This is a genomic window from Paenibacillus sp. FSL K6-1558 (genome assembly GCF_038002565.1).
In the GTDB taxonomy this organism is placed as follows: domain Bacteria; phylum Bacillota; class Bacilli; order Paenibacillales; family Paenibacillaceae; genus Paenibacillus; species Paenibacillus polysaccharolyticus.
Genome location: NZ_JBBOCV010000001.1, coordinates 4,132,535 through 4,147,521 on the forward strand (window position 1 = coordinate 4,132,535; position 14,987 = coordinate 4,147,521).

The window sequence follows — 14,987 nt, forward strand, 5'->3', positions numbered from 1 at the left end:
AATTAAAATGAGATATTATCCTAGTATATTGCACTTTATAAGCTGCTTAATAAACGAGAAAAATGAAAGGGGCGCTTTCCAATGGAAAGCACCCTTTTTTAAACACATCATATTGCACTCTTATTTCAATAAAAATTCCAATGCCTCATCATACGTTTCCCATTGGAATTCGGTCTGATGTTCTGATTCTTTGGAGATTCGATTGAGCTGCATTTTGGCGATCGCTCCACCGACAGCCACACTGGCCCGTTTCATGCCCAGGTCTTTCAGTCTTTTTTGATGCTCCACCATTTTCTCCTTCGTGTCTTGCGGAAAAGCCTTCATGTGTATCATATCAACGAGTACATCAAATGGTTGACCTAGTTGCGGGGCGATCTTTTCAATCTCTGCGTTAACTTGATCGACCTGCTCTGGTGAGACAATCCCCTCCCACGTAATCTCAATTATCGGTTTTGTTGAATCCAAACGTTTGACAGACATAAAAGCAGCTCCTCATTGATTGTTTTATGTATTATATAAGTCTAATAGCCTATTAATTATACTGTTTTCTGCGATGGTTGAATATGGAATTCACATGATTGTAGTTCTTTTGAACCATATAATTCTAGTAGAGTAAAATGCGGGGTTTACAACTCCGGTCAAGCGTGGACTCTGGAAGGGTTCTAAAAATCAAAAGCCGCCCGGAGTATTATCGCCAGGCGGCTTTTGTGAATATCAGTATTGCAAGGGAGTATCAGGAACGGTTATAAGCCAATCTTCAGGCTTTCCCCTTCCGTAGCAATTCCCTTGGAAAGAGTAATGCTTAATTTCTGCTCTGGAGTGAATCCAAGAGTTTCACCATCATGCAGGGTAACATCATTTTCAACAACATAGGTGGTTGTCATAAACATCATCTCAAAGACATCACTTAATGGCTTGGACGATCCAGTAATCTCCATCTCAACTTTCCCGAAGTTACGCAGGCCGTACGTATAAGCTGAAGCACCTTCGGTGTTTTGATACAGACCAATGAACACCCATAGAGGTACCGGTAATTCATCCTCTTTAAGCCCACGGCTTACCTCCACATACTTACCTGCTTCAACGACAAGTGGAGACATGTAGATTGCGAGAGCATGATCCAATTGCAGTAATGCGGATGCGGTTTGAGTAAAAAGGATGTGTCCTTGAATAGCATCTGTTGCATTCAGAACAGATACAATGATCTGAGACTGGTGCCTTGCAGTTACCTGTTCAGCTTCTGGCCAAAGAATGTTTAACTTCGCATTCTCCTCGACCTCGCGATCGGGTACAGGTGCGGCAATGTGAGCGCACACGACCTGCATTCCATCAACTTCAAAGAAGAGGTTGCCTTCCTCGGCTTGTTCATTAATCTCAATATTCCATTCCATCTTCATCCGGTCGATAAAAAGATTAAAATCACAGTCTTCCCGTTCTAATAGCACAAATCCGACAATGGTTTGACTATAATCCGTCTGCGGAGCAACAACGCTGGATGGTACCTTTTCCTTTTTGCGCCGACGCAGCTTGTCAAACAGTCCCATGACATGTTCCCCTTTCTACTCCCAGAACCATTCTGGTGATTGGTAAGATATACTTCCTACCTTACCATATCCGAGGGTTCAGTCGCAGATTTTGCCCGTTTTAACCAAGTTACAGGAACAATACAAGCAAAAGTGCTATGATAGCCGGCAAACCCTGTTTGATAATAATGGATCGTGAAGAAGTTGCACCGCCGTAAAGAGCCGCAATGATTACACATGCTAAGAAGAAAATCTGAATATGCAGCCCTACACTGGAATCCGGATACAACAGGCCCCAGATCAGACCGGCTGCAAGAAAACCGTTGTACAGACCCTGATTTGCGGCAAGAGCTTTGGTGGAGTTAGCAAACTCCGGTGTAGTGCCAAACGTTTTCATCGTGCGTGGACGTGTCCACATGAACATCTCCATAATCATGATATAGAAGTGTTCAACAGCTACAAGAGCAACAAAAATAGTACCTATCAAAAGAAACACCCTGCTTTCTACTATGTAATGAACTCCTATCATACTTAATATATAGATTAGCATATAAACGTGGAATTTCAAATTAATTTTTTGCAATTTAATTTCGTATACTGTAATTGAATTTTATTCGTGATTTTCTTCTAACTTCGAAAAGTGGGTAAGATAATAAGACATACCTTTTACCTATCAGCATCTACCGATTATCAAAAATTCATACACAGAGTAATAACACTTAGAGTAACAGGGGAAAGTGAATGATCCAGAAAGGGAGGGGAGTTTAATGGGAACAGCTCAATTTGTTCTGCTTGCAGATGATCCGTCTACATTTGTAACAAGGGTAGTGCCCTTTATAGATATTGAACTTGCTGGAATACCCGGTGATCGGCATTACGGTCTGTTAAGACCGGCAGATTCCCGTCAGAAAATCTACAAACGGGGTACGCCGATTGCCAATCGCCGGCAGATCAGCATCGTTTCTGAGGAAGAGTGCGCTTTGATCGCCCAGAAGATGAACATTCCGGAAGTGCGTCCCGAGTGGCTTGGTGCCAATATACTGGTTCGAGGTATAGAGCAATTGACTGAACTGCCCGTGGGAACCAGACTTCTGTTTCCTGATGGAACAGGCTTGATCTGTGAAGGAGAGAACCTGCCTTGCGTGCATCCTGGAAAAGTCATTGAACAGTTCTACGGACAGGAGGGTTTGCGCAAAAAGTTTGTGCCGGCCGCCCGCAAGAAACGCGGTATCGTCTGTTCCGTTGAACGTGAGGGTACCATTCATACAGGTGACACGATTGAAGTGATACGTTTGCCTTAGGTATCTATCCTGGTGGCTGTATTTCATAGATTCTCATCCTGCATGGTTTCCGCTTCTGCTTCATGGAACAGATGCAGACAACAGCATATATTCTTCGGGTGTGCTGCCAATGATGGATTTGAAGTCTTTAATAAAATGAGATTGATCATGGTATCCCAGGTCTTGAGATAACTTGCCCAGGTCGCAGGCTAAGCCGCGTTCGATGCATTCAGCGGCATTTTGCAGGCGATATAATTGGATGACTGTTTTGGGGCTGATGCCGACATATTGATTAAACAGACGCTGGAGTTTGCGTGTATGCAGATTCCAGTGGGATGACAGCTGATCTACTCTCAGCATATCCCGATCTTGCTCAATATGCTGCACAATAGCACAGGTTAAGCTTGCGTCAATGTCCTTCGCGGGAAGGCGTGCAGAAAGCATTTGATCCATATAGCGGGCTTTTTCCTCCATAGCGTCTTAACCAAGCAAAATATCTTCTAATGCTCCGGCACGGATGCCGAGCAGACCCGATACCTCAAGTGGTTTCCCGTAGAGAGTAGAAACGGGTGCTCGAAGGAAGGGATAGAATCCCCCCGGTCTGAACTTTACGCCGAAAACACAACCTTTGCCGTGAATAGCGTAGGTAAACTTTTGATCAGAAGGCCCAAAAAAAAATGTTTTGTTTCGTTCAACAACCAGATTGACGCAGGGGTTAGGTACGACATGCTGGGGATACGTGTCACTGCCCGCAAGATCCCAGGACACCATCCAGTAATGTTTGACAAATGGATTCAGTTCCTCGGCTGGAGGCACTCGCAGTAACTGATATTGTTGCCTGCCTACTTCCAGATGAAGCAAACCCATGGGGGGCGGATCGAGCTTGCCTGTCCTGTGCATACCTGTGTACACTCCTTCCTTTTTGGAAAAGATGGTGAAGCGATCTGGTTCAATGAGTCTTCTTTAGTATAACGGATTTTTCGTCGTTGTCGCGTTTTTACAATACGAGTAATGGGGTTTATAGATAGGATAGAAATGCGGGAGAAATGCCGTATTTTGAGTGTATGAAAGGGAGTGCGCAAGTGATGGATCTAAAATATGAAATTTATATCAATGCAGGGCGTGAAGAAGTATGGAATGCTCTGATATCCTCGGAGGGTACACGCAGTAGCTTCTTCGGCAGTGAGCTTCGTTCGAATTTTCAACCTGGACAGCCCTTTGCTTATGTCGGGCCCGGTAATGATGGTGAGGAAACCGTCCATGTATATGGTGAGATTCTGGAGTTTGAGCCGCTCTCCACACTTGGCTACCTGGAACATCCAGGGCCCTCGTATCATTCCAATCATGCCGAGCTTCAGTCGAGAGTCATCTTTCAGTTGGAGAACGTAGGGGAGTGTACCAAGCTGACGCTGATCAATGATCGGTTTACAGATAACCATCCTTCCTATGCCAATGCGCAGAATAGCTGGTGGATGATTCTAAGTAGTATTAAAACATGGGTCGAGACGGGCAAAACGCTTAATTTCGGATGGTAGTAGAGAATTATTTTTACGTAAATCGGAGTTATACAAAAAACAGAATATCATCTAACAACGTGGATCTTCTCCAACTGAGGGAGATTTGCGTTTTTTTTTTACATTGGAGACTTTAGACCTACACTTCTTGTCAATATATGTCGAAGAATATATAAAGACACCTTACATAAGAGGGGATACCGCGATGTTTTTGAAACGTAGTGAAGTAAGCAAATCGAATCGTATAGATTCACATGAGCAATTGCTGAGTTACAGCCGTCGTTTGCTTGAGAACGCTCAGAAGGGCCAGTTTTGGAGCGGGACAGATGCTGATGCACAAGGCAATGATGAAATTTTGGGAAATATTCAAAAAGCAGTACAACTGATGCAATCACAGCATGAGGTTGCGCAAATGCGTCTTACCATGTTGAATCAGGCACTCCAAGCGGCGATATGGGAGTCGAAGATCGTTGCAGGTAATCCGCTGGATCACAATAACATCGTTTCATTCTCGGAAGAGTTCCGGAAGATGCTGGGCTATAGTAATTCGAAGGACTTCCCCAATGAATTCGCCAGTTGGGCTAAATCTGTGCATCCAGAGGACAGACCACAGCTTGTGGAGGATATTACGAGACATGTGAATGATCCGAATGACCAAGCGGGATATAATGTTACAAGCCGTATGGTTTTGAAAAACGGAGATGTTCGTTGGTTCAGATGTCTTGGACGACTTCTGAGAGATGCTACAGGTGCTCCGGTTAAGTTAATTGGAGTCATGTTCGACGTTCATGAGGAGAAGATCAAGTCAGATGAACTCGAGGCGCTTGTTACCCGTTATGATCTCGTCAACCGTGCACTTGTAGAAGCGCCGTGGGATATGACGGTCGTTGCCGGGGATGTAGTCAATCCAAACAATGAATTCTGGTGGTCGCCACAGTTCCGCAGAGAACTCGGTTTCAAGAATGAAGAAGATTTTCCGAATGTGTTCAGCAGCTGGAGCTCTCGTCTTCATCCCGAAGATCATGACCGTACGATCAATGCATTTGCTGAACATATGAATGATTACAGCGGCAGAACGCCGTACGATCTTGACTACCGTTTGCAACGGAAAGACGGGGAGTATCGCTGGTATCATGCGGGTGGTGAAACCATTCGTGACGAGAATGGCGTACCGCTTCGTGTTGCCGGGACAATTCGGGATGTGACTCACCAGAAGAACAAAGAAGTCATTGTCGAAGCGATGAATTTGAAAACTAAACAGTTGTCCGAGTCGATCGAAGAGATGGTGCGTGGCATTAACTCCATTACGGATCAGGCACAGGAGCTGGTTAATGCTCAGGAATTATCCGCTGATGCGGCAATACAAGTTCGGGATAGTGTGGACGATACGAAAAGCATTACAGCGTTTATTCGAGAGATTGCCAGTCAGACGAATCTGCTCGGTTTGAATGCAGCCATCGAAGCCGCACGTGCAGGCGAACTCGGTTTGGGCTTCGGCGTTGTAGCTGGGGAAGTGCGGAAGTTGGCTGATCACAGTTCGGAGGCAACGGTCAACATTGAAGATAGCATGCAGAAAATGAAAACGTTAATTGATCATATTTTGCAGCATATCGGCAACATGTCCACATTGACTCAGAATCAGGCAGCCCTGACGCAGCAGGTCAATGCCTCAATGGATGAGATCAACAACATGTCACAGGATCTGGTTAACTATTCGCGCAACTTGTAGTTTCTGTGTAAAAAAATAGATCGATTTTTTCTCGTTCAGCTTTTAATTTAGTAAGTAAAAGAGGAAAACCAAAAAATCCACCGGATTTCACATCCCGGTGGATTTTTGATTTCATACTTTTTCGCTATGCCGCGATTCGTAATTATACTTGCAGTACTTTAATCAGGTTGGTGTTACCGGATTGGCCGATTGGCACACCAGCTGACAATACGATAATGTCACCTTTTTCAATGTAACCTGTTTTGATCGCATTGCGTGTTGCAGATTCGAACATTTCATCCGTTGTTGTCACTTTATCACCCATTACCGGAATAACGCCGGAGAGCAGGCAGATTTTGGACAGCACTTCCTCATGTTGAGTGACTGCGATGATCGGTGCTTTTGGACGATATTTGGAGATCATGCGAGCTGTGAAACCACTCTCTGTCGAAGTAATAATCGCTTTAGCATTCAGAACGAGGGAAGAACTCACTGCTCCCTGACTGATAACTTCGGTAATGTCAGCCACTTGCTGCGCAGATTTTTGGTTGAATTGTTCTTTGTAATCGATCATTGTTTCTGCGCGACGTGCAACAGCAGCCATCGTACGAACAGATTGGATCGGATATTTACCAGCAGCGGATTCGCCAGACAACATTACAACGTCTGCGCCTTGCAGTACCGCATTTGCCACGTCACTTACCTCAGAACGTGTCGGACGAGGATTTACTTGCATGGATTCCAACATGTGTGTAGCGACGATAACCGGTTTGCCGGCTTTGTTACATTTGTCGATCATTTCTTTTTGCATCATCGGTACATCTTCAATCGGAACTTCAACCCCGAGGTCACCACGAGCTACCATAATGCCGTCGGATGCTTCGATGATATCATCCAGGTTGGTCATGCCTTCTTGGTTCTCGATTTTGGAGATGATCTGTACATGGTCTTGACCGCGTTCTTTGAGAATGCTACGGATTTCACGAATGTCATCGCCTTTACGAACAAAGGATGCTGCGATAATCTCGATGTTGTTCTCGATCCCGAATCCGATGTGCATTACGTCACGCTCGGTTACGCCTGGCAAAGTCGTTTTGATTCCCGGCAGGTTCACACCTTTACGTGGTTTCAGGATACCGCCGCTGATGATTTTGCAGTGAATCTCTGAACCTTCAACAGACAATACAGTCAGATCAACCAAGCCGTCGTCAATCAGAATGCGATCTCCTGGTTTCACAACCAGATTCAATTCAGGATAGTTTACAGAGATACGCTCTACATCGCCAAGAATATCCTCAGTAGTCAGCGTAAGTTCTTTACCTGCCTGCAAGTGAACCGAAGCCTCTTTTAATTTACCGATCCGTACTTCCGGTCCTTTGATATCCATCATAATGGGGATATATTTGTTCAGTTCAGCAGCAGCTGTACGGATATTGTTAATCCGTCCCACGTGATCTTCCAGCTCTCCATGAGCCATATTTAGACGGGCAACTGTCATACCTTCCTGAATCATTACTTTCAACGTTTCGATTGAGTCACAAGCAGGTCCCATAGTACAGATAATTTTGGTTTTCAACATGCTAATATCCTCCTCATATTTAGTGCTTATGTGTACATTGTAGCGTTTTCTGTCGAATCACGATATGAACTATAGTACAATGATTAGAGTATAGTCCGATAATGAGGTGTTATATGGTTACTCCACTTGAAGTACATCATGTGAATGGCGTAGGGTGGTACGAAGAAGCCGTGCAACCACAAGGGATTTGGCGTCTTAGCTTGGTTACATATGGAAAATGTGTATATTGGGTGAACGGAGATAAACAGATCATGGAAAAGGGTGAACTGTTACTTATTCCCGGTGGGACACCCTATTATGGAAAGAGTATTCCTACGGTTACGCACACCCAGTTTGTTATTTTGTTGAGGCAAAATGAGACTGCAGAACTGCCTGCACTCGAACAGTGTGAACCTTTGAGGCATAAACCAGGCTGTTACGAATTGATTCATCAGCGAATGAAGGGCATTCAGCAACAATGGGAAGAGCGTCCTTCTTATTATGTCATGATGAGCCAGGCCTTATTGATGGAAGTCCTAATTTATATTAACCGGGAACTCGATCGCGGTATCATTCCGCCAGAGAGGCATCGGTACGTGGAACGGATGAAACGGTATATTGAGCAGCATTATCGGGAGAAGGTAACGAAGGAAGAGCTTGGTGACGAGATCGGAAAGTCTCCCAATTATGCGGCCTCCCTGTTCAAAACTGTAACGAATCAGACGATTAGCGAGTACGTTCATGACCAACGGATGAAAAGGGCTCTGTACCTGCTCACCGAGTCGCAGCTCTCTATTCAGGAAATTGCCGAATTTCTCGGCTACCGGGATCTGTCTTATTTTTACCGCATATTCAAACGACTTATGGGCAGCCCACCATCCGATCTCTTGCATGAGCGTCCCCCAATTGTCTAACGAATGGTAGCCCGTACTGGTCTAGTGGAATTTATAATCAATAACTTTAGTCTGAAGAATGCAATAAAAAAAGAGGGCACCTGAGCCCTCTTTATCATTATTGTTGTTATTGTTGAAATGTACCATGTCGCAACCTGTTTATCTATAATGTTTGTCCTGGAACTACGTTATGCATTTCGGCTTGGCTGCGTGGATCTGATTGGTTGCTTGCTGTTTTTTGCGGTCTGTCCCAGACGTTTGGCAAACACATGAACTGTCCAATAAGCGGCTTCAGCAAAAGCAATGCCACCAACGACGTCCAGCATGGAATGCTGTTTGACGAAGACAGTTGAAGCAATGATGAGCCATAGCCAGACGGAGCCGAAGATTCGCACGGCAGGTTTAACGTTCAGATGTCGGTTGAGAATGATGAACAACATGTAGCTTGTTAAACAATGGACGCTTGGAAAACAGTTCACAGGCGCATCATTAGAATAGATGAATTGCACAAGTACACTGCTTAGATCTGTTCCAGTCACTTCCGGACGTGGTACATACGAGGGGAATACCACAAAACAAACATTCGCTGCCATCACCCCGACGTTATAAATGAGCAGTGTCCGCCAGAATAACGACTTATTCGTTAAACCAAGATAGAGAAAGCTTAGATATAGAATAGGCATCCAGCTGACATATGGAATAATAAATTCTTTGATAAAAGGAATTTGTGTATCAATCCAGGCATAATTGTAAAATACATCACTTCCCGCTTGACTACCTAGGAACATATAAATGGAGCCTTGAAGTGGTATACATAGAATGGCCAGCAGATGTCCCCATCGTTGAAAAAATGCTTTCATAAAATCCTCCCTGATTCGATATTCATTATCAATTTCATCGTTATCTAAGTTTCATAGTCATTTGACGCTAAATAGATGAAGCGCCCCTGCAGTTTCAATCTTAAGTCTTACTATAATGGACAGGCAGAGGGATAAGCCATACCTGATTTTAGGGTAAAATACAATTAGATGTATCTCTTTTTTGTTACTTTTTATTTTTTTATCCATATCGGGACAAGGATAGGAATGACTATATTATGACTAAAGATTTCGGCACCTTCCTTACGAAGCATTCAAGCTGTTCATGCAAGGTATTATATTACGCTCTCTCTGGAATGGGTACACTTGCTCTGAAAAGGATTGTAGAACGTTTAATTTTCCTTCGTTCTAACTCTGTCCTTTCCTATTTTTCGTATTTTCTACAATCGTGGTATACTTTAGACGGTAGAAAGTCAGGCAAGAAAAGATTGACCACGTTGTAATTGAAGAACGGCAGGTGAAAGAATGGAAAAGACGGCGCAGGACGTAGCTGAATGGATGGTTTCTGAGATTAAGTTTACAGGCACGCTTCGTCAGGAAGTAGCAATAGAATATGTAAGAACTCATTACGGAGAGCATTTTGTTTTTGTTAATGAGAACGGTAATGCTTCCTTGTCCAAAGAGGTGAAAAAAGCATTTCGCAAGCTTCATGGCGGGCGGGTTGCTTGGGATCGCGATGCTTTTATGTGGGCATGGACTTAGTTGTGTAGTTAAGTCGGGTGCCGACATATTGTTGCATTGACTCTGAGTAAGATGGGCAGTAGTGGCCTGAGTATGATGGATATGCAAGACAGAACATTTTCACAAATCATGTATAAGTTGGGTGGGAACTGCATATCCTTTCATAAGACCGCAGAAAGACGATCTTTCACAGGGGACAACACAGACTGATCATGGCATGAAGATAATAAACAGGTATTTCCAAAGCTGTTTGAAAAGAAAATACAATGATTTGCTTTTTGAATCAATTAGAGGTATACTAAGAATCAAGTTGTACAGAGCAGAGTGGAAAACCTAATTCACATATTGTAAAGGGCGATCACTTATATTTTATGACTGGTACCTTTTTCAATGTGTGAATTTTTATTTGCTTGCTGCAAAGAACAAAGGAACATGTTAATCTTTATTTGGAGGTGTAATTCACATGCAAAACGGAACAGTAAAATGGTTCAACGCTGATAAAGGCTTCGGTTTCATCGAAGTTGAAGGCGGAGAAGATGTATTCGTACACTTCAGCGCTATTACAGGCGAAGGCTTCAAAACGCTGGACGAAGGTCAACGCGTGCAATTTAAAATTGTACAAGGAAACCGTGGTCCTCAAGCAGAAGAAGTTGTAAAACTGTAATTAAAGCATAGCTGCCTTTAACATGTTATAATGATAAAGGCAGCTTCTTTTTTTTGATTTATAGATGAAGTTGGCCCAACCGTTGTCGAGGCAGAAGTTCGGCGGATGTTACACTTCCGCTAAGCAGTGGCTTTTGTGAAATAACGTCAGTAAGATGTGTTTCCATAACAAAGGGGGTAGAAGTCATGTATAATCGCAAAAAACCGTTGGAAGAAATTCCACAAGCAGATGCGGCAATCTGGGAATGTACGAGTGATACGTGCAAAGGATGGATGCGGGACAATTTTGCGTTTGATACCGTACCTACTTGTCCAATATGTGCTTCTGAGATGGTGAGCACGACTAGGATGCTGCCATTGCTTGAGAATTCGAATAGTAACCTGAAAACGATGTCTAAAGGAAATCGGATTTAATATAGCTTACCCGCCTCTCGCGAGGTGTTTTTTTTTAGATAAAGTGAACGTCCGTGACTGAGGTAGGGAATTAAATAAGAACATCCTGGCATTCGTTTAAGGCGAATGCCTTTTTTGTTGCAGAAAAAAAGCCTCTTCATGTTCCGTAATTGGACAAGAAGAGGTTTTGTTGATTGCTAATATACATACAATAGCTGATTGTTTTGAGATTTAGATAAATAAGAATGGAAGAAGGAACAACGTAGCAATCAGGGCAACGTCATAGCCAGCTCCGTATCCGTAACCACCATAACCACCGTATCCACCGCCATATGGGTAGCCACCATAAGCTGAAGATTTAGCTTTTCTGGCTGATGATAATTTCTTTTTACTTACTCTGCGCAGTTGTTGCTTGGATTGGACGGAAGACAGGCGCGGACCTTGAAAACATTCATTCAAGTAGACCTTCCCGTCCCGACAGCCTCCAAGTGTACCATACATATGCGTGCCGTCTCTCATGACAAGACAGACAGGGCGCCCCACATGCGGTGACACCGTTTCTTCACATACCGGATGAATTCTGTGCATGCATATCCCCCTCATAGTTGCGGTTTGCCGCCTGAAATCAACGGTTTGTATATCATAGTAGGAATCGAGTGGATTGGTATGGACGAGTACCCGGTTTTCTCCATAGTCAGGAGCCGTTTTTCGGTTTGTTCCATAGACTGGAGGGAGGGAAGGAGGGGGAGTCATGGATTATCATGATTTGCTTGCTCGTTTAGGAGAAGGAAGTGCTCATCCTGGTGGATTTTCGGCCACACTGCAACTGCTTGATTCATTATCGCTTCCTGCTGGGGTTCATGTTCTGGAGATTGGGTGTGGTACGGGAAGAACAGCATGTTATCTGGCCCGTCAGGGGTACAACGTAACTGCAGTTGATCTGCACCGTCACATGCTGGATAAAGCGGTAAGGCGTGCGCGTAAAGAGCGGGTTGATGTGCGTTTTATTCAAGCTGACGCTACAGCATTACCCTTACCAGATCATCACGTGGACGTGGTGTTTATCGAATCGGTCACGATTTTCACCTCATGGCGCAGAGCACTGGCTGAGTACCGAAGAGTGCTAAAACCTGGAGGACTACTTGTCGATCGGGAAATGGTTTTATCGGGAAGGAAAACAGAGCTGATGAGTCGCAGACTGAAGCGATTTTATGGGATACGTACACTGGCAACGGTGTCAGCTTGGAAGAAACGACTGAGGGGATGCGGATTCTCCAAAGTTGAAGTGAAGGAGCAATCGCGTACAATGGGCAAGTGGGGAGTCGATCACGACCCTTTACGAGAGATGGATATGAACTGGATTGAGGATAAAAATATACAGCGAATGAGTCGTACCAATGACCGGTTGCTTCTGAGATACGGAAAAAGGCTGGGATATGCCGTATTTGCGGCTAGAGTTCCTACAGAAGCTGGGACGAATTAAAAAAAGAGGCAACTCACCTTCGTTATGATGTGAGTTGCCTCTCACGTTTATAAGTAGTAGGTTACAGCATGTCGTTATCAATAATACGCCAGTGATGTTTGAGCAGTGCTTCCAGCTGTGGTTTGTCCTTCGCACGAAACGCACTTAAAATCTGTCTGTGCTCCTCATTGACTTCATGTAGCACCTCGGATAGTTTTGGCTTGTTATCACTGACATAGGATTGACGGATAAAGCTATTCTTAAGTGTGTTCAACATTTCGATGACGGTGGCGTTGCCGCAGCGCTGGATGTATAGGTTGTGAAACAGATACTGATCTTTGCTGTAGGCAGCCAGATCGAGTTGATTGATGTCTTCATCCATACGGGCGATCAGGGCTTTCATTTCTATAAGTTCTGACGCTTTGAGGTGATCCACTGCCAGCGTGGCGGCTAATGCCTCCAGTGCACCGATGGCCTGCGAGAATTCGAGCTTTTTGCTTGTGTCAAAAGGAGCAACAATAAATCCCCTGCGTGGGATATATTGCAATAGATTGTCAGAGGTCAACTGAAATAAAGCTTCCCGGGTAGGGGTACGACTGATATCCAGCCTTTTGCAAATTTCGGCTTCGTTAATCTTCTGGTTGGGAAGTAGCGTCCCGTCCTGAATCTTCTGAGCGATGTAATCGTAGACGTGATCTTTCAAGGAACGGTATTTAGGAACCTCCATACAAATTCTCCCTTCTATATGTATAGTGACGATCGATGGTTAATGAAGCCATACAGGGCGCGCTGTTCCGGGTGTTTCAAGTTTTTATCATCTTACCATCGAGGGGGGAGTTGGGCAAGCAAAGTTCACATGTGGGGAGATACATAAGTGGCAATGTTCAGTGAACATTTTTTGGAATTATAGTATGGAAATGATCGAAAAAGCGTTGTCATCCTCGTATGGGTTTGCTACTATTGAAGATATAAACAAGCGCATATCATACTATGTATATTGTATACAAATTTAAAATGGGTTCACACGGATTCTTCACCCGAGGTATAGAGGTTCATCTTTAAGAAAGATAAAGCTATTTTGATATGTTGGAGTGCTGGTATACAAACAGGGCGGATGCGGAAAAAGAGGAAACAAGTCGTAAACGCAGATCAACTCGCATACACTGTTACTGTATTTTGTATACAATATTATGCGGAAGGTTGTGAAGGAATGCCAGATACCGAGATGTTCATTCAATGGTCGGAAACGTATGCTGCACCTAATTATCATCCACTTCCCATCGTCATTGAACAGGCAGAAGGGGTGTGGGTAGAGGACCCTGAAGGCCGCCGATATATGGATATGTTAAGTGCGTATTCAGCACTGAATCATGGACATAGACACCCTGTCATCATTCAAGCGTTGAAAGATCAGGCAGACAAGGTCACATTGACATCACGGGCATTTCACAGCCATGCTGCAGCGATATTTTATCAAAAACTGTCCACGTTTACGGGTAAAGCCAAAATATTAGCTATGAATACAGGAGCAGAGGCGGTTGAAACAGCGATAAAGGCTGTACGCAGATGGGCATATCGTTGTAAGGGGGTACCTGAAAATCGTGCTGAAATTATTGTATGTTCTGGCAATTTTCATGGAAGAACCCTGACGGTTACTTCTTTTTCTTCATCTGCTGAATATAAAAAGGATTTTGGACCGTTCACACCTGGATTTCGAATTATCCCTTACGGTGATCTGGAGGCGTTGAGACAAGCGATCACACCGAATACGGCGGGTTTCCTTGTTGAGCCCATTCAGGGCGAAGCGGGAATTATTATTCCTCCAGTTGGATACTTGTCCGAGGCGTTTGAGATATGCAGACAGCAGCGAGTCTTGACCATGGCGGATGAGATCCAGACCGGATTTGGAAGAACGGGGCGTCGATTCGCCTCTGATTGGGAGGGTGCCGAACCAGATATATGGATTATGGGCAAAGCGCTTGGAGGTGGTGTGATGCCGATTTCGGCAATCGCTGCCGGAGCAGATATCCTGGATCTGTTTGAGCCGGGATCGCATGGTTCTACGTTTGGGGGTAATCCACTTGCCTGTACGGTGGCAGTTGCCGCATTGGATGTTTTGGAAGATGAGCAGCTTGCGGAGCGGTCAGAGCGGCTGGGGAATTATTTTATGGAACAACTTCAAGGTATTCAGAGCTCTGCCATTCGGGAAATTCGGGGCAAAGGTCTATTCATTGGGGTTGAGCTCGATGGTCCTGCACGACCTTATTGCGAACGTCTGATGTCGGCGGGGTTACTTTGTAAAGAAACGCATGAAACAACCATTCGTTTTGCTCCCCCACTAACTATCAACGAATCTGAGATTGATTGGGCTATAGAGATCATTAAAGAAGTGCTTAGTGATGCTTCATCGTAAAGGTAAGGCGGCATCAGTGGA

At 44.4% G+C, this 14,987-nt stretch carries 18 protein-coding genes; 9 read left to right on the top strand and 9 right to left on the bottom strand.

The features are described 5' to 3' along the window. Window positions 1-120: 120 nt before the first annotated feature. The 3 genes from MHI38_RS17855 to MHI38_RS17865 form a co-directional block, all read right to left on the bottom strand. Window positions 121-480, bottom strand: coding sequence for a hypothetical protein (locus MHI38_RS17855; protein ID WP_154892218.1), 360 nt, complete (start codon window positions 478-480; stop codon window positions 121-123). A 263-nt stretch (window positions 481-743) separates the two neighbouring features. Then, window positions 744-1,544: a DUF4261 domain-containing protein gene (locus tag MHI38_RS17860; RefSeq protein ID WP_154892217.1), complete on the bottom strand. Its 801-nt coding sequence runs from the start codon at window positions 1,542-1,544 to the stop codon at window positions 744-746. A 109-nt stretch (window positions 1,545-1,653) separates the two neighbouring features. Then, window positions 1,654-2,052 carry a DUF1304 domain-containing protein gene (locus MHI38_RS17865; RefSeq protein ID WP_154892216.1) on the bottom strand — a complete coding sequence of 133 codons (399 nt, stop codon included), beginning with the start codon at window positions 2,050-2,052 and terminating at the stop codon, window positions 1,654-1,656. A gap of 238 nt (window positions 2,053-2,290) precedes the next feature. On the opposite strand from MHI38_RS17865, the gene MHI38_RS17870 reads away from it, so the two are divergent. Beyond that, complete coding sequence (locus MHI38_RS17870; protein ID WP_090924978.1) at window positions 2,291-2,824, top strand: MOSC domain-containing protein; 534 nt, start codon at window positions 2,291-2,293, stop codon at window positions 2,822-2,824. Window positions 2,825-2,884: 60 nt separating this feature from the next. On the opposite strand, the gene MHI38_RS17875 is transcribed toward MHI38_RS17870, so the two are convergent. Together MHI38_RS17875 and MHI38_RS17880 are read right to left on the bottom strand one after the other, a co-directional pair. Continuing rightward, complete coding sequence (locus tag MHI38_RS17875; RefSeq protein ID WP_253498513.1) at window positions 2,885-3,256, bottom strand: helix-turn-helix transcriptional regulator; 372 nt, start codon at window positions 3,254-3,256, stop codon at window positions 2,885-2,887. Between the two features lie 27 nt (window positions 3,257-3,283). Then, on the bottom strand, window positions 3,284-3,703 hold the full coding sequence (locus MHI38_RS17880; protein ID WP_341181484.1) for a DUF6597 domain-containing transcriptional factor: 420 nt from the start codon (window positions 3,701-3,703) through the stop codon (window positions 3,284-3,286). A 185-nt stretch (window positions 3,704-3,888) separates the two neighbouring features. Here MHI38_RS17880 and MHI38_RS17885 point away from each other — a divergent pair, with 185 nt between their 5' ends. Further along, on the top strand, window positions 3,889-4,338 hold the full coding sequence (locus tag MHI38_RS17885; protein WP_341181485.1) for an SRPBCC family protein: 450 nt from the start codon (window positions 3,889-3,891) through the stop codon (window positions 4,336-4,338). A gap of 184 nt (window positions 4,339-4,522) precedes the next feature. Beyond that, on the top strand, window positions 4,523-6,046 hold the full coding sequence (locus tag MHI38_RS17890; protein ID WP_154892213.1) for a methyl-accepting chemotaxis protein: 1,524 nt from the start codon (window positions 4,523-4,525) through the stop codon (window positions 6,044-6,046). A 142-nt stretch (window positions 6,047-6,188) separates the two neighbouring features. Here the strand turns inward: MHI38_RS17890 and pyk are convergent, their stop codons facing one another. Beyond that, window positions 6,189-7,604, bottom strand: coding sequence for a pyruvate kinase (pyk, locus tag MHI38_RS17895; protein ID WP_090924974.1), 1,416 nt, complete (start codon window positions 7,602-7,604; stop codon window positions 6,189-6,191). Window positions 7,605-7,717: 113 nt separating this feature from the next. Here pyk and MHI38_RS17900 point away from each other — a divergent pair, with 113 nt between their 5' ends. Further along, window positions 7,718-8,497 carry a helix-turn-helix transcriptional regulator gene (locus MHI38_RS17900; protein ID WP_154892212.1) on the top strand — a complete coding sequence of 260 codons (780 nt, stop codon included), beginning with the start codon at window positions 7,718-7,720 and terminating at the stop codon, window positions 8,495-8,497. Window positions 8,498-8,664: 167 nt separating this feature from the next. Here the strand turns inward: MHI38_RS17900 and MHI38_RS17905 are convergent, their stop codons facing one another. Continuing rightward, window positions 8,665-9,336: a phosphatase PAP2 family protein gene (locus tag MHI38_RS17905; protein ID WP_154892211.1), complete on the bottom strand. Its 672-nt coding sequence runs from the start codon at window positions 9,334-9,336 to the stop codon at window positions 8,665-8,667. 483 nt (window positions 9,337-9,819) lie between these two features. On the opposite strand from MHI38_RS17905, the gene MHI38_RS17910 reads away from it, so the two are divergent. The 3 genes from MHI38_RS17910 (at window position 9,820) to MHI38_RS17920 (ending at window position 11,112) form a co-directional block, all read left to right on the top strand. After that, window positions 9,820-10,056 carry a DUF6953 family protein gene (locus MHI38_RS17910; protein ID WP_090924971.1) on the top strand — a complete coding sequence of 79 codons (237 nt, stop codon included), beginning with the start codon at window positions 9,820-9,822 and terminating at the stop codon, window positions 10,054-10,056. A gap of 442 nt (window positions 10,057-10,498) precedes the next feature. Next, a complete protein-coding gene (locus MHI38_RS17915; RefSeq protein WP_024633772.1) occupies window positions 10,499-10,699 on the top strand; it encodes a cold-shock protein in 201 nt (66 codons plus the stop codon). A gap of 185 nt (window positions 10,700-10,884) precedes the next feature. Beyond that, window positions 10,885-11,112: a cold-shock protein gene (locus tag MHI38_RS17920; RefSeq protein WP_090924970.1), complete on the top strand. Its 228-nt coding sequence runs from the start codon at window positions 10,885-10,887 to the stop codon at window positions 11,110-11,112. Window positions 11,113-11,322: 210 nt separating this feature from the next. Here MHI38_RS17920 and MHI38_RS17925 read toward each other — a convergent pair whose 3' ends face one another. Continuing rightward, entirely contained in the window at window positions 11,323-11,679 is a 357-nt protein-coding gene (locus MHI38_RS17925; protein WP_090924969.1) for a hypothetical protein, read from the bottom strand. 163 nt (window positions 11,680-11,842) lie between these two features. On the opposite strand from MHI38_RS17925, the gene MHI38_RS17930 reads away from it, so the two are divergent. Next, the gene (locus MHI38_RS17930) at window positions 11,843-12,574 is read left to right on the top strand and encodes a methyltransferase domain-containing protein (protein ID WP_154892210.1); all 732 of its coding nucleotides are present in this window, start codon (window positions 11,843-11,845) and stop codon (window positions 12,572-12,574) included. 61 nt (window positions 12,575-12,635) lie between these two features. Here the strand turns inward: MHI38_RS17930 and MHI38_RS17935 are convergent, their stop codons facing one another. Then, window positions 12,636-13,280, bottom strand: coding sequence for an FCD domain-containing protein (locus MHI38_RS17935; RefSeq protein WP_154892209.1), 645 nt, complete (start codon window positions 13,278-13,280; stop codon window positions 12,636-12,638). Window positions 13,281-13,763: 483 nt separating this feature from the next. On the opposite strand from MHI38_RS17935, the gene MHI38_RS17940 reads away from it, so the two are divergent. Further along, window positions 13,764-14,966: an ornithine--oxo-acid transaminase gene (locus MHI38_RS17940; RefSeq protein WP_154892226.1), complete on the top strand. Its 1,203-nt coding sequence runs from the start codon at window positions 13,764-13,766 to the stop codon at window positions 14,964-14,966. Window positions 14,967-14,987: the final 21 nt, after the last annotated feature.